Origin of the sequence: Duganella sp. Root1480D1 (assembly GCF_001427305.1) — a bacterium.
In the GTDB taxonomy this organism is placed as follows: domain Bacteria; phylum Pseudomonadota; class Gammaproteobacteria; order Burkholderiales; family Burkholderiaceae_D; genus Rugamonas.
The window spans coordinates 1-25,347 of record NZ_LMFZ01000049.1 but is presented as its reverse complement, the minus strand read 5'-3'; the positions used below and the strand labels follow the sequence as shown (position 1 = coordinate 25,347).

Sequence of the window (25,347 nt, the reverse complement as noted above, 5' to 3'; positions counted from 1 at the left end):
AACCCTGACATGAGAACTCTCTCTTATGCGGCAATTGCACTGCTGCTGTCCGCCTGCGGGGGCGGTGGCAGCAACACGGAGGGCACGGCGGCTGCGCGCACGCTGGCGCAGGCCGCAGTGGCCAGCGCCACGGCATCCTGCCCGGCATGGAGCGCGAGCCAGGTATATACCGTCGGCATGTGCGCCATCTACCAGAGTAAGCAGTACGAGGCGAAATGGTGGACGCAGGGGAACGCCCCAAGCCAGGCCGATACCTGGGGGCCGTGGAAATACATCGGGGAAGCGACCGATCCTCCCACCGGACCAGGCGACCCACCAACACAGCCCGGCGGCGTGCCGACCAAAGCGCAAGCCGAAGCGCGCGAACAGGCGCTGACCGACAATGACTTCTTCCGTAGCGTCAAGGCGTCGATCCGGACGCTCGACAACGCGGTGGTGGAAGCCGTGGCGCCCGGCGCGGCCAGCAATCCGGCCAACGTGAAGCGCGTCGAGCGTTTGTTGTCATCGGCGAAGTGGGACTACTACTTCTCCCTGCGCGAAGCGAGCTATGAATACCGGCGCTTCCTGCAGGCGGTGGCAAAGTTCCCGGCCGTATGCGGCGACTACAGCGACGGCCGCAATGCGGACAACATCTGCCGCCATTCGCTGGCCACCATGTTCGCCCACTTTGCCCAGGAAACCGGCGAGCACAATGCCAGCCTGCCGTTGCCGCAATGGCGGCAAGGCTTGAAGTACCTGCGCGAGTTGGGTTGTAGCGAAGATGGCCCGGGCTGCGGCTACAACACCGAATGTGCAGACCCGGTGTTCAACACGGTCTGGACCTGCGGCAAGAACGCCGATGGCAGCTACAAGAAGTATTTCGGGCGCGGCGCCAAGCAGCTCTCGTATAACTACAACTACGGGCCATTCTCGCAGGTGATGTTCAACGGCGACCAGTCTGTGCTGCTGAAGAATCCGGACCAGGTGGCGTCGACCTGGCTGAATTTGGCTTCGGCGACGTTCTTCTTTGTCTATCCGCAACCGCCCAAGCCATCGATGCTGCACGTGATCGACGGAAGCTGGGTTCCCAACGCCAGCGATACCGCCGCCGGCGCGGGGAACAACTTCGCCACCACGATCATGATCATCAATGCGGAATGCGGCACCGGCAGCGAGAAGCCGGCGGCACAGAACCGCATCGATTATTACAAGCAGTTCGCGGCGGATCTTGGGTGGAACGTGGCGGGCGAGCAGCTTTCGTGCGCCACCATGCAGCGCTTCGGCCCTTCCAGTTCTGCCGCCTACAACATCTATTGGGAGAAGAACTGGAACAGCGGCGGCGATTTCCAATGCCAGCTTGTGAACTACCAGACGCCTTACAACGCGCTGATCGCCGGCAATTACGTGAAGTGTGTTGAGCGCAACTGGAACGTCACGCTCAACTAGGCCGCATCAGCGCTGGGCAGTAGCGCCGACCGTTCCGAGGGACTCCGCCATTCGTACCATCCTGACGAATTCGGCGCGATAACCGTCACGGTCGGCGCCACGGGCGCCCTCCGCCAGCCTGGCAATATCGCCGTAGCTGAAGTCCGCCACCTGCTGCTCACCGCGCAGGCGCTGGCCGAAAGCTGCCACGGCAACGGCAAAGCGCTGGTCATCCGGCACCGCGTCGAGGGAATTGCGTGCGCTGCCGGCCCGCACGACGTGGTCGACTTGCTTGCTGGCCGGCTGGCCCGGCAGCTTGTAGCGCACTTTCACGAAACACAGTTCATCGTTCTTGCCCGATGCGTCGGACTTCTTCTTGCCCGGCTGTTCGTAACGCAGCGGGTCGACCAGCTTGCCCGCGTTGGCGGCCGGCGTGATTTCGTAGATAGCGGTCACGGTGTGGCCGGCCCCCATATCGCCAGCATCGACCTTGTCATCCTTGAAGTCCTGTCGGTTCAGCATGCGGGTTTCGTAGCCGACCAGGCGGTAGGCTGCGACTTGCGCCGGGTTGAATTCCACTTGTACCTTTACGTCATTCGCGATCGGGAACATGGTCGAACCCAGTTCCTGCGACAGCGCCTTACGGGCTTCCAGCAGGGTGTCGATGTAGGCGGCGTTGCCGTTACCGGACTGCGTCAGGCGCTGGATGAGGGCGTCGTTCAGGTTGCCCAGGCCAACACCGAAGACCGACAGGTAGACGCCGGATTTGCGCTTGTCGACAATGAATTTCTCAAGCTGTTTGGGATCGGTGATGCCGATATTGAAATCGCCATCGGTGGCCAGGATCACGCGGTTCACCGCCTTCGGATCGAAGTTGCGTTCGGCCTGGGCATAGGCGCGTTGCAGGCCATCGCCACCGGCGGTGCCGCCAGCAGCGTGCAGGTTGTTGATCACGTCGATGATCTTCTGTTTGTCCTTGCCGCTGGTCGGCTCGAGTGCGACCGAGGTGCCGTTGGCATAGGTGACGATGGACACCATATCGTCGTCGCGCAACTGCTCGGCGAACAGGCGGAAGCCTTGCTGCAGCAGCGGCAAGCGGTCGCGCGGGCCCATCGAGCCGGAAACGTCCACCAGCAGCACTACATTGGCGCGCGGGCGCGCAGCCGTCTTGATGTCGTAGCCTTTCAGGGCGATATGGACAAGCTGGTTGCCCTGCTGCCAGGGACTGGGCATTACCTCGGTGGTCACAGCGAACGGCTGGCTGGCCTGGGCCGGGGTGGCGTAGTTGTACGGGAAGTAGTTGACCATTTCTTCCACTCGCACGGCTTGCTGCGGCGGCATGCGGCCATCGGACAGCAGGCGGCGCACGAAAGCGTAGGAGGCGGTGTCCACGTCGACGCTGAAGGTCGACACTGGCTGCTCGCTCACCAGGACGGATTTATTGCCGTCCTTGTCGGGGAATTTGTCTGCGGATTCCGGCAGGCGTGCGATCTGCGGCATCGGCGCTATTATGCCGGCCGAGTAATTCATCATCGGTACGGTTTTCGCGGCCTGTTCACGCGTCCGGCCCATGGTGGCACTGCCGGCAATACGCTGGTCGGCCATCGGCACGGGCGCCGCGGACGCGACGGGTGCGGCGGGCGGGGCTGGCATCGGCGCCTCGGCAACCGGTTGAGGTTCGCGCCGTTCCGGCAAGGTGCTGCAGGCAGCCAGTGCAAGCATGCCGACTGCCACGACCGGGGCAAATCCTGTGTTCTTCTTCATGGTGGACGTCCTCTGGAATTGTTGTCTTGCTAAGATGCTCCAGAGGCACGTCCGTTGCAACGAAGGTTACATCTTGTATCCCTTATGCAGTGACGACGTTGATCACAACGTCGATATTGCCGCGTACAGCTTTCGAGTATGGGCAGATCGCGTCGGCGAAATGCGCTACCTCGGTGACGGCAGCGTGGTCGGCACCCGGCGCGAACACGTTCAGCCGCGCTTGCAGGAAATAGCCGCCGCTGCCCTGGCCCAGGTCGACCTCAACTTCGATGTGGGTAGCGGCCGGCAGGACGACTTTCTTTTCCTTGGCTGCCAGGCCAACCGCGCCCGAGTAGCAAGCCGACCATGCACCGGCGAACAGCTGTTCGGCGAGCGGGTGCGGCTGGGTCGCCTGGATATCGATCACGCGGCCAGCCGGATTGCCCGGGGTGGTCAGGTGGATGTCCAGGAGGCCTTCAGGATTGCCGGAAAAGATGGCGGTATCGACAGGGGTGGTGGTGGTTTTGCCGGTGGCGAGGACTTTGGTGATCTTGCTCATTGTGAAGCTCCGTTAGGTCGGTTGATTTGAATCGCATACGATGCAGTCGCATTCGATGAACGGGAGTATAGCTACGCATTTTCAGATGTCAAGCGCATTCGATTACATCGTGTGCGATATTTTTGACGGAGATTCAATTGCGTCAAAAGCAAGCTTAGTAGAATTACCTGGCCAGTGACTTGGCCAGGTTGTTGCGCAGCTTGAGCACCACATCGCGCGTGTCGGCGAACTCGTCGCCCGTCAAGCCGCATGCATCGCGCAGGTTGGCGTTGAAGGCGCGTTCGCGCAGTGCCCGGCCTTCATCGGTCAGGCTGACCAGTACTTGGCGTTCATCGGCGGCGCTGCGCTGGCGCGTGACGTAACCCATGGCTTCCAGCTTTTTCAGGATGGGCGTCAGCGTGTTCGACTCGAGGAACAGCTTTTCACCCAGTTCGCTCACCATCTGGCCCGATTCCTCGTACAAGGCGATGATGGTGATGTACTGGGTATAGGTCAGGCCCAGCTCATCGAGGATGGGCTTGTAGGCCTTGCCGAAGGTGAGGTTGGCAGAATAGATGGCGAAGCACAGGAAGTCCGCAAGTTTCAGGTCTTTCGGGTCCGGTACCGGCTTTGCTTTGCTCATGGTAAGTAGTGACGTTGGTTTAACGTCACTACTTTACCATGTGATCCGATTCAATCGGACCAGCGGCATTACAGGAAGCCGAGATCGCGCGTGGTGTAGTTGGACAGGTTCGGCAGCAGCGCGAGCAAGTCGCTGTCGCTGGCGCCCAGCCATTTACCCATGGTCGCTGCGTACTGGTCGACCGAGGTGCTTGGCAGCAGGCGGCCCTGGCCGACGTCGTCGGCCCCATTATTGGCAACCACGGGCGCAGTGCCGTAGAAGCGCTTGCCTTTCACCGCGCCGCCCATCATGAAGTGCATGCTGCCCCAGCCATGGTCGGAGCCGTCGTTATTAGCCACCAGCGTGCGGCCGAAATCGGAAGCGGTGAAGGTCGTTACCTTGTCGGCCACGCCCAGTTCCACCGTCGCCTGGTAGAACGCGGCCATGGCGTCGCCCAGCTTTGCCATCAGGCCCGGATGGACGGTGGCAAGGTTGTCGTGAGTATCGAAGCCGCCCATTGAAACGAAGAAGACCTGGCGCTTGGCGCCAAGGCTGCCGCTGGCGGAAATCATGCGCGCGACCATCTTCAACTGGTCGCCCAGCGAGTTCGATGCCGGGAATACCGTCTGCAGCGCCGGCGCCGTGGCCAGGGCTGCAGTGAGCGCCGCGTTGGCGTCCACCGAACGGCGCGAAACCCGGTTGTATTCGTTTTCCAGCACGTGCGTGCGCTGCTGCGTAATCAGGGTACGCAGGGCTTCAGTCGCGGTGGAGGAACCGAACAGCGGCGACTTCAGGCCGTTGAACTGCATCGATCCGTTCGCCGAGACCTGGTACTGCACTGCAGTCTTGCCGGCCATGTAGACCGCGTTGCCGGATACGTTAACGCAGGTAAAGGTGGCATTGCCATTGCCCGATTCGAACAGGTCGCCCAAGAGACCGCCCCAGCCGAATCGCGAACCTTCGGGTGCCGACGATTGCCAGATCGATTGCTGGTCGTTGTGCGAGAACAGCTTGGGCGGCAGCGGCACCGACTTGGCCTGGTACTGCGCTTTCGTGGTCGGCTGAATCAGCGGACCGACATTCAACATGACGCCCAGCGCGCCGGCGTTGAAGATCGGGACCAGCGGCGCCAGTGCAGGGGCCAGTGCGAAATCGCGCGCAGCACCAGTGGAATCGAGCACTGGAACGGATGGCGCCAAAGCGGTCGCCGTCAGTGCATCACGCGCTAAAGCGATGGTCGGGCGGAATTGCTGGTACAGCGTGTAGCTGGTGCTGTCGTAGGGGACCACGGTGTTGGCATAGTCGTTGCCGCCGTACAGGAAGACGCAGACCAGCGCCTTGTAGTCGGTTGCGGTGGCGGCTGCCGCCTCGGCGATCGACATAAGGTTGATTGCCCAGGGCGACGCCACGCCTGCCACGCCGAGTGCCGAGGCGCGCTTGAGGAAGGCGCGGCGCGAAGCTTGATTAGTCATGGTGTGGCCTTTATTTCTGCACGATGAATTCAGGGGATGCCATTACCAGCGTGAGCGCCGCATACACGCGGTTGGCGCGCGCGGTGTCGGTGCCGGTTGCCATGCTGGCGACTGCGTTGCGGATCAGCGTGACGGTGTCAGTACTCAACTGGCCGGCGGCCAGCACCAGGTTGATCTCGTCGACCAGGGCCGGTACGTTGTCGGCCAACGGCAGCAGGGTCGAATAGTCGGCCTTGACGTCGCCGATACCCTTGCTGATGGCATTTTGCATGTAGTTGGCGTAGCCGACCACGCTGCTTTCGTTCACGATCTGGAATTCCGGCGCGACCACGCCCAGTGCCGGCGGCACGTAGCCGGGACGGAAGAAGTTGAACACGCTCGGCGAGCGCAGCGGGCTTTGACCCAGGCGGGACGAAGACTCGCTGGTATTGCCAATGGCCCAGGCATCGCTTGGCGAAGTGGCGTTATAAGCGCGTGCCCAGGCGGTGAAACGCAGGATCGGTTCGCGCACCTTGCCGAAACTGGTGGAGCTCAGGTTGGATGCGGAGCGGGCTTCCTGGTCCAGCAGGATCGCCTTGACCACCGCTTTCAAGTCGCCTTTGACGCCGCTGCCGTTATTTTCGAAGACGGCCGCAACGCGCCCCACGTATTCTTTCGCGGGATTGCTGGTGACCAGGCGCTGGATCAGTTGCTTCGAGACGAAGGGCGCCACATTAGGGTGGGCGAAGATCGCGTCGAGTGCCTTGTTCAGGGCAGTTGCAGCGTCGACGCCGCTGGCGATCGTGGTACCGAGGAAGGTTTTCTCGCCAGGCTCGTACTTGGTTCCCACCTGGACCATCGGGCGCTTGCGGTAATCCGGAGTATCGTTGGTGCCGCCGGCGAGGTCATTGTCCCAGCCGGTGAACACGCGCGCCAGGCCGGAAATGTCGGCCTGGGTATAGGTCTCCTGTTCGGTGGCCGTGCCGTTCGGGTTGAGTTTCAGCAGGCCGATGGTGAACAGCTGCAGGATCTCGCGGGCATAGTTCTCGTCCGGCATGGAGCCGGTTTTCGGGTTCGCCTTGGCGTTGCCGCGATAGGTCAGGTATTCGCCCATCGCCGGCGACAGCGTGACCTGCTGCAGCAAGGTACGGTAGTTGCCGAAGGCGTTGGCTTCCAGGATGTCCATGTAGGCGGCGCCGGTGAAGGCGCGCCAGGCGCCGGTGAAGCCATCCAGCGAAGCGACCACGATTTCGGACAAGGCCAGCGTCACGCGCTGGCGCAGGGTATCGGGAGACGTCAGCAGCTTGACCCACAGCGCGGAATCGATGCCGGCCTGGTTGTTCTTGTTCTCGATGGCGTTGAAACCCTTCGCCATCAGCCAGTCCCAGCGCGACTGCGAAGCGGGCATCGCCATTTGCTCGTCCAGCCACTTGCTGTAGCCGAGGGCCTGGACCCGCGTCATCTGTTCATGCGTCGCACCCATCGAAGCCTGGGAGAGAAAGCGTGCAGCCTGGGCGCCGGCAATCGATTCGACTGCGGTCGGCGGCGCGGCGGAAGTGGTGCCGCCGCCATTGGCACTGTCGCCGCCGCCGCCGCAGGCCGTCAGCAGGGTTGCCGCTGCCAGCGTCGCGGGAAGCTTCGCCAAGCTCTCGTTAGATTCGATTGTGTCGTCCATTGTTGCCCCTCGGAAATTTCCTTGAGGGAGCAGTATAACGAGAAATGGTTGAGAAAAACCTATCGTGCGCAGGGTCTGTCTGTTTTATTCAACCCTTTGCAAGCTGTAGTCAGGAGCGACTTTTTTAATGAAAGCTTGTGTGCCGATCCGGAAATTTTCTGTCGCTGCAACCAGGCCGAAATAGTCGGCGCCCAGGCCGGCAGATTCTTCCAGCGTCATGCTCAGGCCGCGATGCAGCGCCTCCCATGTCAGGCGCACCGCTTCCGGCGATTGCTCGAGGATGTCGTACAGGACCGCGCGCGCCGCATCCATCAATTCGTCGGGACTGGCCACCTGCTGTACCAGGCCAATCCGCAGGGCTTCTTCCGCATCGATGGCGCGTCCCCGCAGCAGCATTTCGGCGGCGCGGCCTTTGCCGACCAGGCGGGCCAGCCGCGTGGTGCCGCCGAATCCCGCCACGGCGCCGATGCGCACTTCCGGGTGGCCCAGCTTTGCGTGGCCGGCGACGATGCGGATCATGCAGGCCTCGGCCAGTTCCAGCCCGCCGCCAAAGGCATGGCCATTCAGCGCGGCCAGCACGACTTTGCCGAGGTTCTCGATGCGATTGGTGATGCGCACCGCCAGGCGGGCGAAGTCGCGCACTTCAAGCGGCGAGGCCTGGCTCAGGTACCTGATGTCGGCGCCGGCGGAAAACGCCTTGGTGCCGGTTCCGGTCAGGATGACGGCACCGGCGCTGGAACTGTCGGCAGCCATTTCGAGCATTTCTTCGAGGCGCTGCAATGTTGGCAGGTCGAGGGCGTTGAGTGCGTCGGGGCGGTTCAGGGCGATGACGGCGATGCCGGCGGATTCCCCATACAGGACGGTCATGGCTTTGCTCCGGAAGTGAGATTGGAGTTAGTATAGGTTTCCAAATCTGGCTTCAGTTTGAGGATTTTAGAAAATAGTTTTCCGAAAATGAAAAACCTTGCCTTCGACTGGAACGAGCTGAAATTCTTCCTCGCGGTCGCGCGCGGCGGCGGCTTGAGCGGTGCCGCGGCGGTGCTGGGCAGCAGTGCCTCCACGGTCTCGCGCCATATCGACGCACTGGAACGGCGCACCGGACGGACGCTGTTCCTGCGCCAGCAAAGCGGTTATGCATTGACCGATGACGGTAGCGAGCTGTTGGCACAAGTGGAGCAGGTGGAGCAGGCGATGGCGATCGCCGGGCACACGGCGCGCCATCCGGCGCAGCAGGAGGTGTCCGGCGTAGTCAGGCTGGCGACGACCGAAATGCTGGCGCAATACCTGGTGGTGCCGAAACTGCCGGCATTGCGCGAACTGCATCCGGCCTTGCGCGTGGAGCTCGATATCGCGATGGGTTCGGTCAACCTGTCGCGGCGCGAGGCCGATCTCGCGTTGCGCATGGCCGCTCCCGACGACGGCGCCGGCGACTATATCGCCAAGCGCGTCGGCACGCTGGATTTCGCCCTTTACAGCTCCCGCGGTGCACCGCACGACCACTATGTAAGCTGGGACGGTGCCTGGGATGGCCTGCCGATGGCGACGTCGCTGCGTGCAGCGTTCGGCGGCAAGCCGCCTATCCTCGCGTGCAACAGCCTGCCCGCGCACATCATCGCGGCCAAGGCCGGCGTGGGCGCGGCCATGCTGCCATGCTTCATAGGCGATGCCGAGCCGGCGCTGCAGCGCATGGGACGCCAGGCCGCTCCGGTGTCGCGCGATTTATGGCTGGTCTATCACCGCGACCTGAAGGCCAGCCTGCGCGTACAGGCAATGGCGGCCTTCCTGGCGGAGAGTGCAGCCGTTTGCCACGCCCGAGGCCTTTAATGTACTATTCGGCAATTGGGTGCGCGCGTCCAGTCCTGGATGCGCGTTAAACGGGAAACCGGTGACGCTGCCATGTGCAGCCATTCCGGTGCAGCCCCCGCTGCTGTAAGCCTGACGACTTCGGAATACGCCACTGCGCAAAGCGCGGGAAGGCCCGAACGAGGATGAAGGCGAGCCAGAATACCGGCCCGATACTGCCAGCACCGTTCTCCGGGGTGAGAGGAAGCCGCTGTCGACCGGCTTCCAGCATTCAGTTCGCCCAGCCCCTGTCGACCGTTCCCCTGCTCTCCCTTGATGGTGCTCCCACTGACCATTCGACGGGAGGTTTCGAATGCACATCATGGAAGGTTTCCTGCCGCCCGCACACGCGCTGGGCTGGGCAGCCGTATCCGTTCCTTTCCTGGCCTGGGGCTTGCGCAGCATGGCGCGCGGGCTGCAGGCCCACCCCGAGCGGCGCATGCTGTTGGGCGTTGCATCGGCCTTCGCTTTCCTGCTGTCGGCGCTGAAACTGCCTTCCGTGACGGGCAGCTGTTCGCATCCAACCGGAGTCGGTTTGGGCGCGCTGTTGTTCGGTCCCGCGGCGATGGTGCCGGTGGGCTTCGTCGTGCTGCTGTTCCAGGCATTGCTGCTGGCCCACGGCGGCGTGACGACGCTCGGCGCCAATGTGTTCTCCATGGCGATTGTCGGGCCCTTCGTTTCCTACGGCGTGTTTCGCGCGGTGGCCACCCTGGGCCTGTCGCGTACCGCGGCGGTCTTCATGGCAGCCTTCGCAGGCGACCTGGCGACCTACCTGACCACCTCTGCGCAATTGGCATGGGCTTTTCCCGACCCGGTTGGCGGGATCGGCGCTTCATTCGCCAAATTCGCCGGCATCTTCGCGTTGACGCAACTGCCGATCGCCATCAGCGAAGGCTTGCTGACCGTGCTGGTGGTGAACGCTATGACGCGCTTCAACGCGCATGAACTGCGCATGTTGCCAGTGATGGCGCTGGTGAAGGGGAAAGCGGCATGAAGGCGCGCACTGGATTGCTTTGGACGGCCATCATCCTGCTGACCGTCCTGCCTTTGTGGTTTGCGGCGGCCCCGCCAGAGGGACCGGGAAGCGGGGCGCCGCCAGCATTCAGCGGCGCGGATTCGCGCGCGCAGCAGGCAATCGGCATCATTGCCCCGAACTACAAGCCATGGTTTGCGCCGTTATTCGAGCCGCCGAGCGGAGAGATCGCGTCGCTGCTGTTCGCGCTGCAGGCTGCGATCGGCGCCGGCGTGATCGGCTTCTGGCTCGGCATGTCGGTGGCACGCGAGCGGGAGCGCCAACGCACATCGGCCGCGCCCGAACGGGATGCCAATGCGGATTGACGCCACTGCCTACGCTTGCCGCTGGCATGGCGTCGCTCCAGCCGCCAAGGGCTTGTTCGCCCTGGCTGGCATTGGCGCCGCCTGGCTCGCCCGCAGCCCCGGAACGCTGGCAGTGCTCGCGCTGCTGTCCGTGATCGTCACGCTGGCCGGCGCGCGGGTACCAGTTCGCACCTATCTTGCCGTCGCAATAACGCCACTGGGCTTCCTGTTGCTGTCCTGCCTGACAATGCTGGTCACGCCAGCTGCGGGCGGCGGCTGGCGATGGGCGCCGCAACTGATGCCAGCCGTCGCCTGCATTGCTCTACGCTCGGTCGCCGTGCTGTCAGCCGTGCTTGGACTGGTGTTGACGACGCCGATGCCGGACCTGCTGGCATTGCTGCGCCGCCTGCGCGTGCCCGGGCTTCTGCTGGACCTGATGGCGCTGTGCTACCGCATGCTGTTCGTGCTGCGCCAGGCCTGGGACGAAGGCAGCACTGCGCAAGCCGCCCGCCTCGGGCATCGCGGCATGCGCCAGCAATGGCGCTCAATCGGCCTGTTGGCCGGGCAGATGGCGGTGCAGGTATGGCAACGTGCATCGGCACTGCAGATGGCGGCCGATGCACGCGCCGGCCAGGACAGCCTGCGCTTCCTGGCGGCGTCCTTTCCCCATGCGCGCCGCCAGCTCGCGCTTTCGCTGCTGGCGAGCCTATTCCTGCTCGCATTCGCCTTGCGGGACCGCCTATGACGCCCTTGATCGAACTGCACGCGGTGGAGCACGCATTTGCCGATGGCAGCTCCGGCCTGCGCGGCTGCACGCTGTCGCTGGCGAAGGGACAGCGCCATGCGCTGTTGGGCGCAAACGGTGCCGGCAAGACCACGCTGCTGCTGCATTTGAACGGCTTGCTGCGCCCGAGCGCCGGCAGTTTGCGCTGGCATGGGCGACCTTATGACTACAGTCGCAGCTCGCTTTCCGCGTTGCGCAGCAGCGTCGGCCTGGTATTCCAGAACCCGGACCGCCAGCTCATTTCCGCCCTGGTCGAGGAAGACGTGGCGTTCGGGCCACTCAACCTCGGCCTCGATGACGCCACCGCGCGCAGCCGCGTCGCAACGGCGCTTGTCGCGGTAGGGCTGGGCGGCTTCGGCCGTCGTCCCGTGCACCAGTTGAGCTTTGGCCAGAAGAAGCGCGTCTGCATCGCGGGTGTCCTGGCCATGGAACCTAAAGTCCTGCTGCTGGACGAGCCGATGGCCGGCCTCGATGCGCCGATGCAGGCCGAACTGGAGGCACTGCTGGACCGGCTCGCAGCACGCGGCGTAACGGTCGTGCTGTCCACCCACGACGTCGACTTTGCCTATCGCTGGGCCGACGAAATCCATTTGATGGCTGCAGGGCGCTGCATCGCATCCACTGCGGCGACGGAGCTGGCCTCGCATCACGAGGCCTTGCGCAGCGCCGGCCAGCGCATGCCGCAGGCATTGTCGCTACATGCCGAACTGGCCAGGCACGGCCTGCTTCCTGGCGGCGCCGTTCCGCGCAGCGTCGACGCCCTGCTGGCCGCCCTGCGTGCCCAGCCAGTCCAAGAACCAACAGGAGAACTACAGACATGACATCCGGCACCACAGGCAAAGTCTGGTTTGTCGGCGCCGGCCCCGGCGATCCCGAACTGATCACCGTCAAAGGGCAAAAGCTGCTCGCGCAAGCCGGCGCCGTGCTGTTCGCCGGTTCGCTGGTCGACCGCGCGGCGACCCTCTATGCGCCGCCAGGCTGCGTGATCCGCGATTCGAAAGACATGACGCTGGAAGAAATGACGGCATGGCTGATCGAACAAACCCGCGCCCACGCCACCGTGGTTCGGCTGCAGACCGGCGACCCCGGCCTGTATGGCGCCCTGATCGAAATGGCGCGCCCGCTCAGCGCCGAAGGGATCGAATGGTCCGTCGTGCCGGGCGTCTCATCGGCCATGGCTTCGATGGCCGCCGCCGGCGAATCGATGACGCTGCCCGAGGTAACGCAAAGCGTGATCTTCACCCGCGTTGAAGGCCGCACGCCGATGCCGGAAGGTGAAGACCTGGCCAGCCTGGCAGCGCACCGCACCACCCTGTGCATTTTCCTGTCCATCACCCTGATGTACAAGGTCGAAGCGGCGCTTCGTGCAGCCGGCTGGCCGGAAGACGCGCCGATGCTGGTGGTGCACAAAGCCAGTTGGCCGGGCGAGGAAAAAATCCTGCGCGGAACCCTTGGCGACATCAAGCAGCGCTGCCGCGAAGCCGGCGTCGCCAGCCAGGCCATGATCGTCGCCAGCCCCACACTGGGCGCGCTGCACTGGGAAACCCTGGTGCGCTCCAAATTGTACGACCCAACTTTTACCCACCGTTTCAGAAAGGCCAGCGCATGAACCAATCCATCATGATGCCAGCGATTGCAGCAGCCAGCGATACCATCCTCGTCGTCGGCCATGGCTCCCGCGAGGAGTCCGGCAACCAGGAAATCCGTGAATTCGTGGATATGTGGCGCGCCCGCCGGCCAGGCTGGCGCATTGAATTGTGCTTCATCGAGTTCGCGCCACCCGAACTGAATGCCAGCCTGCAGGCGGTGGCCGCGAGTTCGCGCCGCGTGCTGGTTGTGCCGCTGATCCTGAACGCCGCCGGCCACGTCAAGATGGAAATCCCGGAAGCAATCGAGGGCGCGCGTCTGGCTTTCCCGCAGACCGAATTCCTGCTGGCGCCGCACCTGACAGCCTGCGATCCGGTACTGGCCATCCTCAAGCGCCGCCTGCGCAAGGCGATGGGCACGCTCGACATGCCCGATCCGACCACCACCGGCGTGGTAGTGCTGGGGCGCGGTTCATCCGATCGGGGCGCCAACGGCGAGATGGCCAAGATGGCACGCTGGCTGCTGGAAGAGGGTGACCATGAGCTGGTGGACCTCGCGTTCACCGGCATCACCTGGCCGCGCCTGGAAAAAGTGGTGCAGCGCCAGGTGGCGCTCGGCATGCGCCAGGTCGTCGTACTGCCCTACTACCTGTACACCGGCACGCTGATGCAACGCATCCACCGCCAGGTCGAACACCTGCGCGGCCAGTACCCGCAAGTGCGTTTCGCCTGCACCGAGCATTTCGGTTTTGAAGCTGAAATTTTCGAATTGATGGACCAGCGCGTGGAAGACCTGCGCGCCGGGGTGCCGGATAGCCGCCTGCCTTGCGACGGTTGCACCTACCGCGAAATCGCGCACGATCATGGCCACGGCCACTCCCACGCGCACACGCACGATCAAGCACCAGCGCAGGCGGAGGCGCAGCCGGCATGAGCACCATCAACACCGTCACCGAACAACTGACCCGCGCCGGCCAGGCGATCGAGCATGACAGCTTCGCCATCATCGATGTCGAAGTCGGCGCGCATTCCTATGCCGAATCGCAGTGGCCTATCGTGCGCCGCATGATCCATGCGAATGCGGACTTCGACTTCAACGGGCTGACGGACTTCCATCCGGCGGCAGTGCAGGCCGGTATCGCCGCCATGCTGGCCGGGGGAACGCCCGTGGTGGCTGACGTTGAAATGATCTGCTCCGGACTGTCGCAACCACGCCTGGCGCACTTCGGCATGAAGACGCACCAGTTCATCAGCGATGCCGATGTCATCGAGGCCGCGAAAGTGGAAGACACCACGCGCGCCGTGCAGGCAATGCGCAAGGCACACCGGCTCGGCCTGCTGGAGGGCGCCATTGTCGGCATCGGAAACGCACCAACGGCGTTGATCGAACTGGTGCGCCTGATTCGCGAGGAGGGCCTGCGTCCCGCGCTGGTGGTCGGCATGCCGGTTGGTTTCGTCTCCGCCGCCGAATCCAAGGACCTGATGGCGGAGGTGGCCGAGGTGCCATGGATCGTCATTCGCGGCCGCAAGGGCGGCTCGACGCTGGTGGTGGCGGCCCTGCATGCGCTGCTGGCACTGGCCGAAGCGAAACAGAAAGCAGGGCAGGCATGAAGGAAAAGGCCGCCGCCGAACGCGGTACACGCACCGGTTTCACGACCGGCGCCTGTGCTGCGGCGGCAGCGCGCGCGGCGATACTCGGACTGGCAACCGGCCAGGTGCCGAGCGAAGTCGAAAGCCTGCTGCCAAATGGCAGCCGCGTGCTGTTCGCCGTGCAGGACGGTGGCTGCGACGCGCAGTCTGCACATGCGATGGTGGTCAAGTTCGCTGGCGACGATCCCGATTGCACCGACGGCGCCCACCTGACGGTCGACCTGCGCCTGCTTCCCGGCCAGGCTGGCGACGTGCAGTACGTGGCCGGCGATGGCGTCGGCACGGTGACGATGCCCGGCCTCGGCCTGGAAGTAGGCGGCCCGGCCATCAACCCGGTACCGCGCCGTAATATTGCTGACAACCTGCGCGAGGCAGCACCGGCCTTGCTGCGGGAACATGGCATCGAAGTGACCATCAGCGTGCCTGACGGACAAGTGATGGCCAAGAAGACCACCAATGCGCGCCTGGGCATCCTGGGCGGCATCAGCATCCTCGGCACCACCGGCATCGTCAAGCCGTATTCGACCGCGGCCTGGCGTGCCAGCGTAGTGCAGGGAGTGCAGGTAGCGGCGACCACCGGCCACGAAGTGGTGGCGTTGACCACCGGCGGCCGCACGGAGACCTTTGCCATTGCCACGCTGCGCGCGGAGCGCCCCGAGCTGCCGTCGGCCTGCTTCGTCCAGATGGGCGACTTCCTGCGCTATGCGCTGGACGAAGCGGCCTCGCAGCGCATCGGGCTGGTGGTGCTGGCAGTCATGGTTGGCAAGCTGACCAAGATCGCGCAAGGCGAAACCATTACTCATGCCAATCGCAGCGAAGTCGATACCGACCTGGTGGCGGAAATCGCGCGCAAGATCGGCGCCGCCCCCGAGGACTGCGCCGCCATCGCCGCGGCCGAAACAGCGCGTTTTGGCGCCGAATTGATGGTCGAGCGCGGACTGGGCGACGCCTTCCACCACGCGCTGGCCCAAGCCGCCATCGACACCCTGACCGCGCCTGAGCGCTACGGCCGGGCATTCCAGCTCCGCGTGCTGGTGTGCGACTTCAGCGGCAACCAGGTGGCGGACGTCTGGTCGGCGCCCGCGCTGCCCCAGGAGCAGCAAGCCGATGCAAGGCGCATCGGCATCGACCACATCCTCGATATCGACCCCGAACCCATTTCCGAGTGACTCAATGGATACCTGCTTAACTGATCCCAACCCTTGCCACGTGATCGGCGTGCTGGATGACGGCGCGGCCAGCCTGGGCGCGACCGCCCTGGCATGGCTGCGCAACGCCGACGTGGTGATTGGCGGCGCACGCACGCTTGCGCTGCTCAAGAACGAATTCAAGCCTGGCGCCGTTTGCCGCGACCTGACCGCCCGGCTGAAGGATGTGCCCGAATGGGTGCGCGCCGCACGCGCCGACAACCTGTGCTGCGTGGTGCTGGCCACCGGCGATCCGCTGTGCCACGGCATTGCGCCTTACCTGGCGCAGCACCTATGTGTGCAGGCGCTGGAGATCCTGCCCAACCTGTCGACGCTGCAACTGGCTTGCGCGCGCATCGGGCTGGCCTGGCAGAATGCGCGCATCGTGTCGGTGCACGCACGCGACGCCGGCGAGTGGTCGCGCGGCAGCCCGCCGGGCCATGGCCTTTACACGCTGGCCCAGGCGTTGCGCCAGCATTCGCGCCTGCTGGTGCTGACCAGCCCAGACAATAGCCCGGACCGCATCGCCCGCCTGCTGCTGGCCGAAGGCCTGGGCGACGACTTCCATATGGCAGTGGCGGAAAACCTGCTGCAGCCGGAAGAACGCGTGCTGGCCGAACTCAGTCCGCAAGAGGCGGCGGGGATGCATTTCGCGGCCCTCAACGTGGTGCTGCTGTGGCGCGTAACGCCATTGCCGCTGCCGGTGCGCTTTGGCCTGGCGGATGCCGAGTTCGAGCAACGCCAGCCGGAAAAGGGCCTGATCACCAAGCAGGAGGTGCGCGCGGTAAGCCTGGCGCGGCTGCAGCTGCGGGTGGACAGCGTGATGTGGGACATCGGGGCCGGTTCCGGTTCCGTAGGGTTGGAGGCGGCACGCCTCTGCCCACAAGGTCACGTATTCGCCGTTGAAAAGAACGAGGAAGACTGCGCCATCGCGGGCCGAAATCACGCTGCGTTTGGCCTTTCCAACTACAGCCTGTATCACGCCAAAGCGCCCGAAGGTCTGGATGCCTGGCCGGACCCGGACGCGGTGTTCATCGGTGGCTCGGGAGGCGAACTGGCCGGATTGATTACCGGCGTGTTGCGACGCCTGCGCCCGGACGGCACGCTGGTGATGAACTTTGTCACGCTGGAAAACCTTGCCACCGCCACTGCCGCGCTGCAGGCGCTGGAAGGCGAAGGCATAAGCTGGGACGTGCTGCAATTGCAGGCCGCGCGCAGCAAGCCGATCCTGCACATGCACCGCATGGCGGCCGAAAACCCGGTCTGGATCGTCTGCGCCCGGCGCGTCGGAGGGCCGGCATGAGCGGCACTTTATGGGGCATCTCGCTCGGTCCCGGCGATCCTGGCCTGATTACGCGTGCCGCCTGGGAAGCGCTGCAGCGCCGCGACGCGATCTGGGTCTATCCCGCGCGCAGCGGAAAGACACCGAGCTACGCGCTCGATATCGTGCTACGCGCCGGCCTGGGGCCGCCGGCAGAACATCAGCTGCTGCTGTTCCCCATGACGCACGACGGCGAAAAGCTCGCGCGTGCGTGGCTGAAGGCTGCCGAAACCGTCCTGCCCTGGCTGCGCGCCGGACGCGACGTGCTGTTCCTGGTCGAGGGTGACGCCAGCACCTATGCCACCTTTGGCCACCTGGCACGCACCGTGCGGGCGCTGGACGAACGGGTTCCGGTGCAAATCATCGCCGGCGTCAACGCCTTTACCGCCGCCTGCGCCGAAGTGCCGGTGCCATTCGCGGAGCAGGACGACACGGTCGCCATCGTGCCCGCCGCATATGGCGTGAGCGCCGTCGACCGCCTGCTGCCCGACTTCGACACGCTGGTGCTGATGAAGGTAAAGCCATTGCTCGATGAACTGATCGATTGGCTGGAACGCAAAGACTTGCTGCCTGGCGCGCACTTCATCGAACGCGTCGGAGCACCAGACGAGCGCCGCTTCAGCGGCCACGAAATCCTTGCGCTGCGTGGCACCAAGGTCAGCTACCTCTCGCTGCTGATCCTCAAACATCCGTACCGCATTCGCGGCGAACGAATCAAAGGCTGCCTCAGGAAGGCAGGCCCCCAACCAACCTTACTGGAGACTGCATGAGCAGCTTATCAATTGTCGACACAGCCGCCCCGCGCCTGTGCCTGGTGGCCATCACGAAGCACGGGGCAGCCCAGGCTGCGCGCCTGGCAGCCGACCTGCCCAGCGCCGATATCTGCGCGTCTGCCAAGTTTGCGGCGCAGTTCACCGAGCTGTCGAACAGGGTACGCGCCTATGACGGCGCCCTGCGCGACGAAATTGGCCCGCTGTTCGAAGGCTACGACCAGATCGTGTTCTTCGTGTCGCTGGGCGCCGTTGTGCGCCTGATCGCACCGCACCTGCGCAGCAAGGATGAAGACCCCGGCGTGATCGTGGTCGACGACGCGGGCCAGTTTGTGATTCCGGTCCTGTCCGGCCATGTTGGCGGCGCCAATGAATGGAGCGAACGCGTGGCCGACCTGCTGGGCGCCGCACCTGTGCTGACCACCGCGTCGGACGTCGGCCGCACGATCCCCGTCGATATCCTCGGCCGCCACCTTGGCTGGCGGGTGGAGGCGCCCAAGATCAATATCACGCGTGTCTCGGCGCACGTGGTGAACGGCGAGCCGATCGCCTTCGTGCAGGAAGCGGGCAGCCCGGATTGGTGGACCCGGCCGACACCGCTGCCGGACAATATCCACTTCTTCAAGCGCTTCGACGACGTGCTGCTGGAACGCTATACCGCACTGCTGTGGGTAACCCATGCCGAGGTGCCGCAAGAGCGCTGGAAGGCGCTGCACGAACGCCTGGTGGTCTACCGTCCGCCACTGGACGGTGCGGCGTGAGCACCTTCACCATCGGCCTGGGTTGCGACCGCGGCGCCATGCTGCAAACGGTTCGCGACGCCGTGAGCTACGCCCTGCGCGAAGCCGGCGCCGAGGCCGGACAGGTGGCTGCCGCCGCAAGCATCACGCTCAAGCGCGATGAGGAGGCGCTGCTCGCTTTCGCCCGGGAGCAAGGCTGGCCGTTGCATTTTTTCGCACCGGAGGAACTGGCCGCAGTGCCGGTCCCCAATCCGTCTGAAACCGTGCGCCGCTATATCGGCACGCCCTCTGTCAGCGAGGCAGCCGCGCTGCTGGCCGCCGGCCCAGGTACGCCAATGACCGCTCTGGTCGTCGAAAAATTCAAACTGCGAGGCGTGGATAACCGCAATGTCACCGTCTCGATCGCAAGGAAAAATTCATGAACGCACAACTCGAACAACCCGCCGCCGCGGGCAAGATCATGCTGGTCGGGATTGGTCCCGGCAGCGTGGACCACATGACGCAGCGCGCCCGCGATGCTATCGCCGAAGCCGATGTGGTCATTGGCTACGTCACCTACATCAAACTGGTGGCCGACCTCATTGAAGGCAAGGAAATCATCCGCAAGTCGATGACGGAGGAGCTGGATCGCGCCGTCAGTGCGCTGGAAGCGGCGCGCGCTGGCAAAAAGGTAGCGCTGATCTCCTCCGGCGACGCCGGCGTGTATGGCATGGCCGGCCCGACCTACGAAGTGCTGTTCCAGTCAGGCTGGACTCCCGAGGACCCAGTGCAGGTGGAAATCATCCCCGGCGCATCGGCACTGAATAGCTGCGCCGCCCTGGTCGGTGCACCGCTGACCCACGACTTCTGCGCAATCTCGCTGTCCGACCTGCTGACGCCCTGGCCAACCATTGCGCGCCGCCTGGACGCGGTGGCCATGGCGGACTTCGTGGTTGCCCTGTACAACCCGAAGAGCGGCCGCCGCACGCGCCAGATCGTCGAAGCGCAACGCTTGTTCCTGCGCCATCGCCGCCCTGACACGCCAGTGGCCATCGTCAAGAGCGCGTATCGCCGCCGCGAGAATATCGTGTTCACCACGCTCGACAGCATGGGTGACGCCGACATCGGTATGCTCAGCACCGTCCTGATCGGCAACAGCAACACCTTCGTGCGCGACGGCTTGATGGTCACGCCTCGCGGTTACGCCAACAAGTACGATATGCAGGAGGGCGGGGCAACACGCGAAGGCGAACGCGCCGGGCGCTCGCTGTCCACCGGCCTGCTGGGATGGCTCGACACCCTGCGTGCCGAATACCAGGCCGGCGCCAGCATCGACGCGCTGGCCATGCAGTACCACCTGCCCTCCGACTACATCCAGGCCACGCTGGACGAACCATGGGAAGCAGAGACAGGCAGCGAAGCGGAAGGGAGCGAGGCATGAGCGACACTCCAGTGAAACCGAAGATCGGCAGCTACCACCGCCACCTGCTGATTTGCACCGGGCCGCGCTGCGCCGCCGACGGCCAGTCGCAAGCCTTGTTCGATAGCCTGGGCGACAAATTCAAGGCCGCCGGCTTGAACGAAGGCGAGCTGCGGGTAAAGCGCAGCCGGGTAAGCTGCTTCGCCGCCTGCAAGGGCGGACCGATCGTCTGCGTCCAGCCCGACGGCACCTGGTACTACAATGTGACCCCCGAGAACATGGACCGCATCATCGACCGCCACCTGTGCAACGGCGAGGCCGTCGAGGAGATCGTGTTCCATCAACAGTGAGAACAGAAGTGCAGAGCAGTTTTGACCAGGCGGCAATTGCTGCCGTTTATCGTGTAATTGCCGAACGGCGCGACGTGCGTCACTTCGTGCCCGGTGCAGTGGATGAAGACATCCTCATGCGCCTGCTGGGCGCGGCGCACCAGGCGCCCAGCGTAGGCCTGATGCAGCCCTGGCGTTTCATCCGCATCCAGGATCCGGCATTGCGCGAGCAAATGTACCAGCTGGTCGACGAAGAACGCCAGGCTACTGCCGCGGCCTTGGGCGACCGCAATGAGGAATTCATGCGGCTGAAAGTCGAAGGCATTCGCGAATGCGGCGAAGTGCTGGTGGCGGCCCTGATGGACCAGCGGGAAAAGCACATCTTCGGCCGTCGCACGCTGCCGGAGATGGACCTGGCCTCGGTGGCCTGCGCCATCCAGAACATGTGGCTGGCCGCCCGCGCGGAAGGCCTGGGCATGGGCTGGGTGTCGCTGTTCGACCCGGCCAGGCTGGCGGCATTGCTGGGCATTCCGGAGGGAGGCAAGCCGGTCGCCATCATCTGCCTCGGCCACGTTGCCGGCTTCTATCCGAAACCGATGCTGGAACTCGAAGGATGGGCAATGCGCGGCAAACTGGCCGACCTGGTTTATACCGACCGGTGGCAGGATAACAACAATGCATAGCGTATAATCGCCGCCGTTTGGTGCCTCGCGCGCGTTCAAGCGCGCAGTTAAACGGGAAACACATGGCCATGCCGCTTCTGCCGGCAAGCCAAGGTGTGCTGCCCCCGCAACGGTAAGCAAGCGTCGTTCATCAACGACAGGCCGTCTCTGAAGCCACTGTGCGCAAGCATGGGAAGGCAAGACAGTCCGCCTTGCCAGCCCGGATACCGGCCAGACAGGTGGTGCATGCATCGGCGACGATGCGCGCACTGTTCGGTCGCGCTCACGGGGAGGTGGGCGGGATTGCCGATTCAAACATCCATAATGAAAAAATCACTGATCCCCATGATCGCGGGGGCGTTGTGCGCTGTCGCGCAGGCACAAGAGCAGGAAACACCAGCAAGGGTATACGTTGTTGGCCACCACTACGACAACGGCATTCGCACTTCCGACGCGGCCAGCGAAGGGACTATCACCTCGGCACTGATTGCCAACCGGCCCGCATTGCGGCCGGGTGAAATCCTGGAATTCGTCCCGGGCATGATCGTCGCGCAGCATAGCGGCGACGGCAAGGCGAACCAGTACTACCTGCGGGGCTTCAACCTGGACCACGGCACCGAGTTCGCCACCTTCGTCGACGGCATGCCGGTCAATATGCGCACGCACGGCCACGGCCAGGGCTACACGGACCTGAACTTCCTGATCCCCGAGCTGGTGAGCCGGATCCGCTACCGCAAGGGTCCGTATTACGCCGACGAAGGCGATTTCGCATCGGCCGGCGCGGCGCACATGGGCCTGGCTGACAAATTGAACGAAGGCTTTGCATCGCTGACTGCGGGTGCGCATGCCTATCGCCGCGGCGTCGTGGCGAATTCCGCTGAAGTCGGCAACGGCAACCTGCTGTATGCACTGGACCTGGGCCACAACGACGGCCCATGGCAAATGCCGGAAGCGTTCCACAAGGCGATTGGCGTGCTGCGCTACAGCTCGGGCACCAGCGCCGAGCGTTTCAGTATTACCGGCATGGCTTACAAGGCTGGCTGGCATGCAACCAGCCAGATTCCCCTGCGCGCGGTGCAGGACGGACGGCTCGACGAATTTGGCGCTGCCGATCCAAGCGATGGCGGCCGCACCGCACGCTACAGCCTTTCCACCGAATGGCGCAGGTGCGTTGGCGACAACCTGACGGAAGCACATGCCTATGTGGTGCGCAACGACCTGTCGCTGTACAACGACGTCACATACTTCCTCGACGATCCGGTCAATGGCGACCAGGTGCAGCAGACCGAACGCCGCAAAATGACCGGCTTCGACCTGTCCCATACCTGGTTTGGACAACTCGGTGAGCGTTCGATGGAAAACAGCGCAGGCGTGCAGGGGCGCTTCGACCGCATTGCGCCAGTCGGCCTGTATGCAACGACGCAGCAACGCGTGCTGCACCCCATCGCCGAGTCGCGCGTGACCGAAGGAAGCGTGGCGGCGTGGTTCCAGAACACCGTGCAATGGACACCCTGGCTGCGTTCCATCGCCGGCGTGCGCTACGACCGCTACAGCTTCGATGTCGACAGCTCGATTGCGGAAAACACTGGGAAGGTGAGCGACCATATCGCCTCGCCCAAGCTTTCGCTGATCTTCGGGCCCTGGAGCAAGACCGAGTTCTTCGTGAACTATGGCGAAGGCTTCCACAGCAACGACGCGCGCGGCACGACGGCGCGGCTGTCGCCGCGCGAACGCGAACCTGTCGATCCTGTCACGCCGCTGGTGAAGACCCGCGGCGCGGAAATCGGCGCACGCAGCGAGATCGTGCCGGGCCTGCAAAGCTCGATGGCATTGTGGCGCCTGCGTTCCGGCTCCGAACTGGTGTTCTCCGGCGACGCTGGCGACACAGCGCCAAGCCGCGCCAGCAAGCGTTCCGGCATCGAGTGGAACAATCACTATGCAGCCACCAGCAAGCTGCTGCTGGACTTCGACCTGGCTTACTCCCGCGCGCGCTACACCGAGTTCGACCCGGCCGGCGACCGCGTTCCGGGCGCTGTGGAAAAGGTGGCGTCATTTGGCGCCACCTTGAACGACCTCGGCCCATGGTCCGGCGCGTTCCAGTTCCGCTATTTCGGACCGCGCCCGCTGATTGAAGATAACAGCGTTCGCTCGTCCGGCACAGCCATTGCCTACTTGCGGACCACCTATCGCTTCGACCGCCGCTGGCAGTTGACGGCCGACGTGTTCAATCTGTTCGACCGCAAGGCGAGCGATGTCGATTACTACTACGCCTCACGCCTTGCAGGAGAGCCGGCGGAGGGAATATCCGACATCCATTTTCATCCCGGTGAACCACGCACGCTGCGTTTGACCCTGCGCGCCGTGTTTTGAGCTGCCAGCCCGGCCAGGTATGCACACAGCATATCGGCCAGGGCGCCCGCATAGGCGGTGATTGCTTCGTCCGCGCGGGGTTCTTGTGAAAACTGCTGGCCAACGGCGCTGAGCGTATCCATCACGAGGTCGCTCGCCAATGTGCGCTGCGCATCGGAAGCGTTTGGCAGCACCTCGTCGATGAAGGTCCGGAACATCTGGTCGCCGGCGGCTTTGGTTTCGATTGCCTCCGGCGCGTCGCGGTACAGCGGCGCGGCGTCGTTAAGCGCCGTGCGTACCGCCGCCTCCTCGCACTCCGAGCGCACAAAGGCGTGGACCAGGTTGCGCATGCGTTCCAAAGGCGGTTTCGCCGCATCTTGCAGGATTTCGGACAGCATGGCCGAGGTTTGCTGCCACTCATCGCTCTGCAGGCGGAACAGGATCGATGCCTTGTTGGGGAAGTACTGGTAGATCGAACCCACGCTGACGCCCGCACGCTCCGCCACCCGTGTGGTAGTGAAGCGGCGGGCGCCTTCTTTCGCCAAAACCTGAATAGCCGCCTGCAGGATGGCGCCGACAAGGTCGTTGGAGCGGGCCTGTTTTGGCTTTCTTCGCGAGGAAACACGGGCGTTTTTGCTGTCGGTCATGGTGGGCGTTGGGAATGCGAATATGAAACGTGAAGGATTATTCATATTATTCCTGCTCTTACACAAGAAAGGAATACCCCCATGATTACCCTGACATCCGCTCCTGTCGCTCCCTTGCTCAATCGCCTGTTTGCTGAAGCCGAAAACACTGAAGTACCGGCCTTGGCCGAGTTCGCAGCTCTGCCCGTGGCGGAGCGCGGCCGCATCTTGAGCAGCAAAACCGATTACAAGCAAATCTACGCAAGCCTGAAGGATGCCGCGATCCCAGTGTCTCGCGAAACGGGATTGCTGCTGTACCTGTTGGCGCGTAATGCCAAAGCCCGCGTGATCGTCGAATTCGGCACATCGTTCGGCATCTCGACCGTGCACCTTGCCGCAGCCCTGCGCGACAATGGCGGCGGCCAGTTGATTACCACTGAATTCGAGCCGTCCAAAGCGCAGCGCGCGCGCGACAACCTCTCCGCCGCCGGCCTTCTCGATTTGGTGGAGATCCGCGAAGGCGATGCGCTCGAAACGCTGCGCACTAACCTTCCGGAACAGATCGATCTGCTGCTCCTCGATGGCGCCAAGGGTCTGTATTTCGACGTCCTGCGCCTGGTTGAAGATCGCCTGCGGCCCGGGGCCCTGATCATCGCCGACAATGCAGACTACTGCCCCGAATATGTGGCGCTGGTGCGCACCTCGGAGGGCTACCTGTCCGTGCCCGTTGCCGACGATGTCGAACTGTCGATGAAGCGCGACTAGCGCTAAAGCTGGCTTTGGAGCATGGCTGCAAAGCGGTCAGGGCTCCACTTCTTCCGATCGGATACTTGTCCGTCGCCCAGTTCGATCAGCCTTAATTGGCCAGATTTCGAGATTACTGTGTCGAGTGAGAAGAACGGGCTTGGGATCAGTGCAGCCAGTTCATGCACTAAAGGCGGGACGTTTCCGTCCCGGGAGAACGCCATACGGTCAAGTACGAAGTAGCGTTCTTCAGTTTCAGGAAGGAGCTCCTCGAATTTGCGAATGCATAGGGCATGCGCGCTTCCAACTCATCGACCGCGAGGTGTTGAGCCCTCTCCTTCGATGATGCCCGCATACGAAATAATTTTAGCCTTCTAGGAATTCCGCGTCCCACTGGACGACTCGTTCGTGATGCACCCGCTCCAAGGCGCGCAGACCTCTATCCGGTCGACATGTCTTGAGGGGTGAGTAACGGGATATCTAGTCCGGTCTGAATAATTCAAATTCCGTTGGCGCGTAGCCGGCATGGTGCGAAGGCCAAGGCAGCGCATTCGCGGGCTTGATCCCATCCAGGCCACAGGAATCATCCCATCCAGGCCACAGGAATC

General features: G+C 63.8%; 27 protein-coding genes and 2 riboswitches. Of the genes, 19 read left to right on the top strand and 8 right to left on the bottom strand.

The features are described from left to right. Positions 1 to 9 precede the first annotated feature (9 nt). Complete coding sequence (locus ASD58_RS28075) at positions 10 to 1,425, top strand: glycoside hydrolase family 19 protein (protein WP_082565749.1); 1,416 nt, start codon at positions 10 to 12, stop codon at positions 1,423 to 1,425. Positions 1,426 to 1,431: 6 nt separating this feature from the next. On the opposite strand, the gene ASD58_RS28070 is transcribed toward ASD58_RS28075, so the two are convergent. The 6 genes from ASD58_RS28070 to ASD58_RS28045 all read right to left on the bottom strand — a co-directional run bounded on the left by ASD58_RS28070 (position 1,432) and on the right by ASD58_RS28045 (position 8,300). Further along, entirely contained in the window at positions 1,432 to 3,168 is a 1,737-nt protein-coding gene (locus ASD58_RS28070; RefSeq protein WP_057265441.1) for a von Willebrand factor type A domain-containing protein, read from the bottom strand. An 82-nt stretch (positions 3,169 to 3,250) separates the two neighbouring features. Continuing rightward, positions 3,251 to 3,706: an Ohr family peroxiredoxin gene (locus ASD58_RS28065; protein WP_057265439.1), complete on the bottom strand. Its 456-nt coding sequence runs from the start codon at positions 3,704 to 3,706 to the stop codon at positions 3,251 to 3,253. A 163-nt stretch (positions 3,707 to 3,869) separates the two neighbouring features. After that, entirely contained in the window at positions 3,870 to 4,328 is a 459-nt protein-coding gene (locus ASD58_RS28060) for a MarR family winged helix-turn-helix transcriptional regulator (protein WP_057265437.1), read from the bottom strand. Positions 4,329 to 4,396: 68 nt separating this feature from the next. After that, positions 4,397 to 5,779, bottom strand: a complete 1,383-nt coding sequence (locus ASD58_RS28055) for a DUF1501 domain-containing protein (protein WP_057265435.1) — start codon at positions 5,777 to 5,779, stop codon at positions 4,397 to 4,399. Between the two features lie 10 nt (positions 5,780 to 5,789). Beyond that, positions 5,790 to 7,433 (bottom strand): DUF1800 family protein, encoded by a 1,644-nt coding sequence (locus ASD58_RS28050; RefSeq protein WP_082565748.1) that lies wholly within the window; start codon positions 7,431 to 7,433, stop codon positions 5,790 to 5,792. A gap of 84 nt (positions 7,434 to 7,517) precedes the next feature. Continuing rightward, positions 7,518 to 8,300 (bottom strand): enoyl-CoA hydratase/isomerase family protein, encoded by a 783-nt coding sequence (locus ASD58_RS28045; protein WP_057265433.1) that lies wholly within the window; start codon positions 8,298 to 8,300, stop codon positions 7,518 to 7,520. An 87-nt stretch (positions 8,301 to 8,387) separates the two neighbouring features. Here ASD58_RS28045 and ASD58_RS28040 point away from each other — a divergent pair, with 87 nt between their 5' ends. The 17 genes from ASD58_RS28040 to ASD58_RS27960 all read left to right on the top strand — a co-directional run bounded on the left by ASD58_RS28040 (position 8,388) and on the right by ASD58_RS27960 (position 23,390). Continuing rightward, positions 8,388 to 9,257, top strand: coding sequence for a LysR family transcriptional regulator (locus tag ASD58_RS28040; RefSeq protein ID WP_057265431.1), 870 nt, complete (start codon positions 8,388 to 8,390; stop codon positions 9,255 to 9,257). Then, a riboswitch (cobalamin riboswitch) is annotated at positions 9,258 to 9,464 on the top strand. It begins immediately after the preceding gene. Between the two features lie 124 nt (positions 9,465 to 9,588). Continuing rightward, a complete protein-coding gene (locus ASD58_RS28035) occupies positions 9,589 to 10,269 on the top strand; it encodes an energy-coupling factor ABC transporter permease (RefSeq protein ID WP_057265429.1) in 681 nt (226 codons plus the stop codon). Beyond that, positions 10,266 to 10,613 carry an energy-coupling factor ABC transporter substrate-binding protein gene (locus tag ASD58_RS28030; RefSeq protein WP_057265427.1) on the top strand — a complete coding sequence of 116 codons (348 nt, stop codon included), beginning with the start codon at positions 10,266 to 10,268 and terminating at the stop codon, positions 10,611 to 10,613. The genes ASD58_RS28035 and ASD58_RS28030 overlap by 4 nt, the downstream gene beginning before the upstream one ends. Then, complete coding sequence (cbiQ, locus tag ASD58_RS28025; RefSeq protein ID WP_057265425.1) at positions 10,603 to 11,337, top strand: cobalt ECF transporter T component CbiQ; 735 nt, start codon at positions 10,603 to 10,605, stop codon at positions 11,335 to 11,337. The genes ASD58_RS28030 and cbiQ overlap by 11 nt, the downstream gene beginning before the upstream one ends. Then, the gene (locus ASD58_RS28020; protein ID WP_057265423.1) at positions 11,334 to 12,197 is read left to right on the top strand and encodes an energy-coupling factor ABC transporter ATP-binding protein; all 864 of its coding nucleotides are present in this window, start codon (positions 11,334 to 11,336) and stop codon (positions 12,195 to 12,197) included. Before cbiQ ends, ASD58_RS28020 begins: the two co-directional genes overlap by 4 nt. Then, the gene (gene cobM, locus ASD58_RS28015; protein WP_057265421.1) at positions 12,194 to 12,985 is read left to right on the top strand and encodes a precorrin-4 C(11)-methyltransferase; all 792 of its coding nucleotides are present in this window, start codon (positions 12,194 to 12,196) and stop codon (positions 12,983 to 12,985) included. The genes ASD58_RS28020 and cobM overlap by 4 nt, the downstream gene beginning before the upstream one ends. After that, a complete protein-coding gene (locus ASD58_RS28010) occupies positions 12,982 to 13,896 on the top strand; it encodes a sirohydrochlorin chelatase (protein WP_229210133.1) in 915 nt (304 codons plus the stop codon). Before cobM ends, ASD58_RS28010 begins: the two co-directional genes overlap by 4 nt. Continuing rightward, positions 13,893 to 14,573, top strand: coding sequence for a precorrin-8X methylmutase (locus ASD58_RS28005; RefSeq protein WP_057265419.1), 681 nt, complete (start codon positions 13,893 to 13,895; stop codon positions 14,571 to 14,573). The genes ASD58_RS28010 and ASD58_RS28005 overlap by 4 nt, the downstream gene beginning before the upstream one ends. After that, the gene (locus tag ASD58_RS28000; RefSeq protein WP_057265417.1) at positions 14,570 to 15,781 is read left to right on the top strand and encodes a cobalt-precorrin-5B (C(1))-methyltransferase; all 1,212 of its coding nucleotides are present in this window, start codon (positions 14,570 to 14,572) and stop codon (positions 15,779 to 15,781) included. Before ASD58_RS28005 ends, ASD58_RS28000 begins: the two co-directional genes overlap by 4 nt. A 4-nt stretch (positions 15,782 to 15,785) precedes the next feature. After that, the gene (locus ASD58_RS27995; protein ID WP_057265415.1) at positions 15,786 to 17,102 is read left to right on the top strand and encodes a bifunctional cobalt-precorrin-7 (C(5))-methyltransferase/cobalt-precorrin-6B (C(15))-methyltransferase; all 1,317 of its coding nucleotides are present in this window, start codon (positions 15,786 to 15,788) and stop codon (positions 17,100 to 17,102) included. Beyond that, entirely contained in the window at positions 17,099 to 17,890 is a 792-nt protein-coding gene (gene cobI, locus ASD58_RS27990) for a precorrin-2 C(20)-methyltransferase (protein ID WP_057265413.1), read from the top strand. Before ASD58_RS27995 ends, cobI begins: the two co-directional genes overlap by 4 nt. Further along, positions 17,887 to 18,651 carry a cobalamin biosynthesis central domain-containing protein gene (locus ASD58_RS27985; protein ID WP_200951740.1) on the top strand — a complete coding sequence of 255 codons (765 nt, stop codon included), beginning with the start codon at positions 17,887 to 17,889 and terminating at the stop codon, positions 18,649 to 18,651. The genes cobI and ASD58_RS27985 overlap by 4 nt, the downstream gene beginning before the upstream one ends. Further along, positions 18,648 to 19,052: a cobalamin biosynthesis protein gene (locus ASD58_RS27980; RefSeq protein WP_057265412.1), complete on the top strand. Its 405-nt coding sequence runs from the start codon at positions 18,648 to 18,650 to the stop codon at positions 19,050 to 19,052. The genes ASD58_RS27985 and ASD58_RS27980 overlap by 4 nt, the downstream gene beginning before the upstream one ends. Continuing rightward, positions 19,049 to 20,050, top strand: a complete 1,002-nt coding sequence (cobJ, locus tag ASD58_RS27975) for a precorrin-3B C(17)-methyltransferase (protein ID WP_229210132.1) — start codon at positions 19,049 to 19,051, stop codon at positions 20,048 to 20,050. The genes ASD58_RS27980 and cobJ overlap by 4 nt, the downstream gene beginning before the upstream one ends. Continuing rightward, a complete protein-coding gene (locus tag ASD58_RS27970) occupies positions 20,047 to 20,379 on the top strand; it encodes a ferredoxin (RefSeq protein WP_057265410.1) in 333 nt (110 codons plus the stop codon). The genes cobJ and ASD58_RS27970 overlap by 4 nt, the downstream gene beginning before the upstream one ends. Positions 20,380 to 20,387: 8 nt before the next feature. After that, positions 20,388 to 21,041: a 5,6-dimethylbenzimidazole synthase gene (bluB, locus tag ASD58_RS27965; protein WP_057265408.1), complete on the top strand. Its 654-nt coding sequence runs from the start codon at positions 20,388 to 20,390 to the stop codon at positions 21,039 to 21,041. 1 nt (position 21,042) lies between these two features. Beyond that, positions 21,043 to 21,271: riboswitch (cobalamin riboswitch) on the top strand. A 73-nt stretch (positions 21,272 to 21,344) separates the two neighbouring features. Beyond that, the gene (locus ASD58_RS27960; protein ID WP_229210131.1) at positions 21,345 to 23,390 is read left to right on the top strand and encodes a TonB-dependent receptor; all 2,046 of its coding nucleotides are present in this window, start codon (positions 21,345 to 21,347) and stop codon (positions 23,388 to 23,390) included. Here the strand turns inward: ASD58_RS27960 and ASD58_RS27955 are convergent. Beyond that, entirely contained in the window at positions 23,339 to 24,061 is a 723-nt protein-coding gene (locus ASD58_RS27955) for a TetR family transcriptional regulator (protein ID WP_373994485.1), read from the bottom strand. The two genes, ASD58_RS27960 and ASD58_RS27955, sit on opposite strands and share 52 nt — an antisense overlap. Positions 24,062 to 24,097: 36 nt before the next feature. Here ASD58_RS27955 and ASD58_RS27950 point away from each other — a divergent pair, with 36 nt between their 5' ends. Then, entirely contained in the window at positions 24,098 to 24,760 is a 663-nt protein-coding gene (locus tag ASD58_RS27950; protein WP_057265406.1) for an O-methyltransferase, read from the top strand. A gap of 2 nt (positions 24,761 to 24,762) precedes the next feature. Here the strand turns inward: ASD58_RS27950 and ASD58_RS32985 are convergent, their stop codons facing one another. Continuing rightward, positions 24,763 to 24,963 (bottom strand): ATP-grasp domain-containing protein, encoded by a 201-nt coding sequence (locus ASD58_RS32985; protein WP_057265404.1) that lies wholly within the window; start codon positions 24,961 to 24,963, stop codon positions 24,763 to 24,765. Between the last annotated feature and the right edge of the window lie 384 nt (positions 24,964 to 25,347).

Coding starts and splice junctions, on each gene's coding strand:
- ASD58_RS28075 (WP_082565749.1), top strand. CDS start 10: ATGAGAACTCTCTCTTATGCGGCAATTGCACTGCTGCTGTCCGCCTGC.
- ASD58_RS28070 (WP_057265441.1), bottom strand. CDS start 3,168: ATGAAGAAGAACACAGGATTTGCCCCGGTCGTGGCAGTCGGCATGCTT.
- ASD58_RS28065 (WP_057265439.1), bottom strand. CDS start 3,706: ATGAGCAAGATCACCAAAGTCCTCGCCACCGGCAAAACCACCACCACC.
- ASD58_RS28060 (WP_057265437.1), bottom strand. CDS start 4,328: ATGAGCAAAGCAAAGCCGGTACCGGACCCGAAAGACCTGAAACTTGCG.
- ASD58_RS28055 (WP_057265435.1), bottom strand. CDS start 5,779: ATGACTAATCAAGCTTCGCGCCGCGCCTTCCTCAAGCGCGCCTCGGCA.
- ASD58_RS28050 (WP_082565748.1), bottom strand. CDS start 7,433: ATGGACGACACAATCGAATCTAACGAGAGCTTGGCGAAGCTTCCCGCG.
- ASD58_RS28045 (WP_057265433.1), bottom strand. CDS start 8,300: ATGACCGTCCTGTATGGGGAATCCGCCGGCATCGCCGTCATCGCCCTG.
- ASD58_RS28040 (WP_057265431.1), top strand. CDS start 8,388: ATGAAAAACCTTGCCTTCGACTGGAACGAGCTGAAATTCTTCCTCGCG.
- ASD58_RS28035 (WP_057265429.1), top strand. CDS start 9,589: ATGCACATCATGGAAGGTTTCCTGCCGCCCGCACACGCGCTGGGCTGG.
- ASD58_RS28030 (WP_057265427.1), top strand. CDS start 10,266: ATGAAGGCGCGCACTGGATTGCTTTGGACGGCCATCATCCTGCTGACC.
- cbiQ (WP_057265425.1), top strand. CDS start 10,603: ATGCGGATTGACGCCACTGCCTACGCTTGCCGCTGGCATGGCGTCGCT.
- ASD58_RS28020 (WP_057265423.1), top strand. CDS start 11,334: ATGACGCCCTTGATCGAACTGCACGCGGTGGAGCACGCATTTGCCGAT.
- cobM (WP_057265421.1), top strand. CDS start 12,194: ATGACATCCGGCACCACAGGCAAAGTCTGGTTTGTCGGCGCCGGCCCC.
- ASD58_RS28010 (WP_229210133.1), top strand. CDS start 12,982: ATGAACCAATCCATCATGATGCCAGCGATTGCAGCAGCCAGCGATACC.
- ASD58_RS28005 (WP_057265419.1), top strand. CDS start 13,893: ATGAGCACCATCAACACCGTCACCGAACAACTGACCCGCGCCGGCCAG.
- ASD58_RS28000 (WP_057265417.1), top strand. CDS start 14,570: ATGAAGGAAAAGGCCGCCGCCGAACGCGGTACACGCACCGGTTTCACG.
- ASD58_RS27995 (WP_057265415.1), top strand. CDS start 15,786: ATGGATACCTGCTTAACTGATCCCAACCCTTGCCACGTGATCGGCGTG.
- cobI (WP_057265413.1), top strand. CDS start 17,099: ATGAGCGGCACTTTATGGGGCATCTCGCTCGGTCCCGGCGATCCTGGC.
- ASD58_RS27985 (WP_200951740.1), top strand. CDS start 17,887: ATGAGCAGCTTATCAATTGTCGACACAGCCGCCCCGCGCCTGTGCCTG.
- cobJ (WP_229210132.1), top strand. CDS start 19,049: ATGAACGCACAACTCGAACAACCCGCCGCCGCGGGCAAGATCATGCTG.
- ASD58_RS27970 (WP_057265410.1), top strand. CDS start 20,047: ATGAGCGACACTCCAGTGAAACCGAAGATCGGCAGCTACCACCGCCAC.
- ASD58_RS27960 (WP_229210131.1), top strand. CDS start 21,345: ATGAAAAAATCACTGATCCCCATGATCGCGGGGGCGTTGTGCGCTGTC.
- ASD58_RS27955 (WP_373994485.1), bottom strand. CDS start 24,061: ATGAATAATCCTTCACGTTTCATATTCGCATTCCCAACGCCCACCATG.
- ASD58_RS27950 (WP_057265406.1), top strand. CDS start 24,098: ATGATTACCCTGACATCCGCTCCTGTCGCTCCCTTGCTCAATCGCCTG.
- ASD58_RS32985 (WP_057265404.1), bottom strand. CDS start 24,963: ATGGCGTTCTCCCGGGACGGAAACGTCCCGCCTTTAGTGCATGAACTG.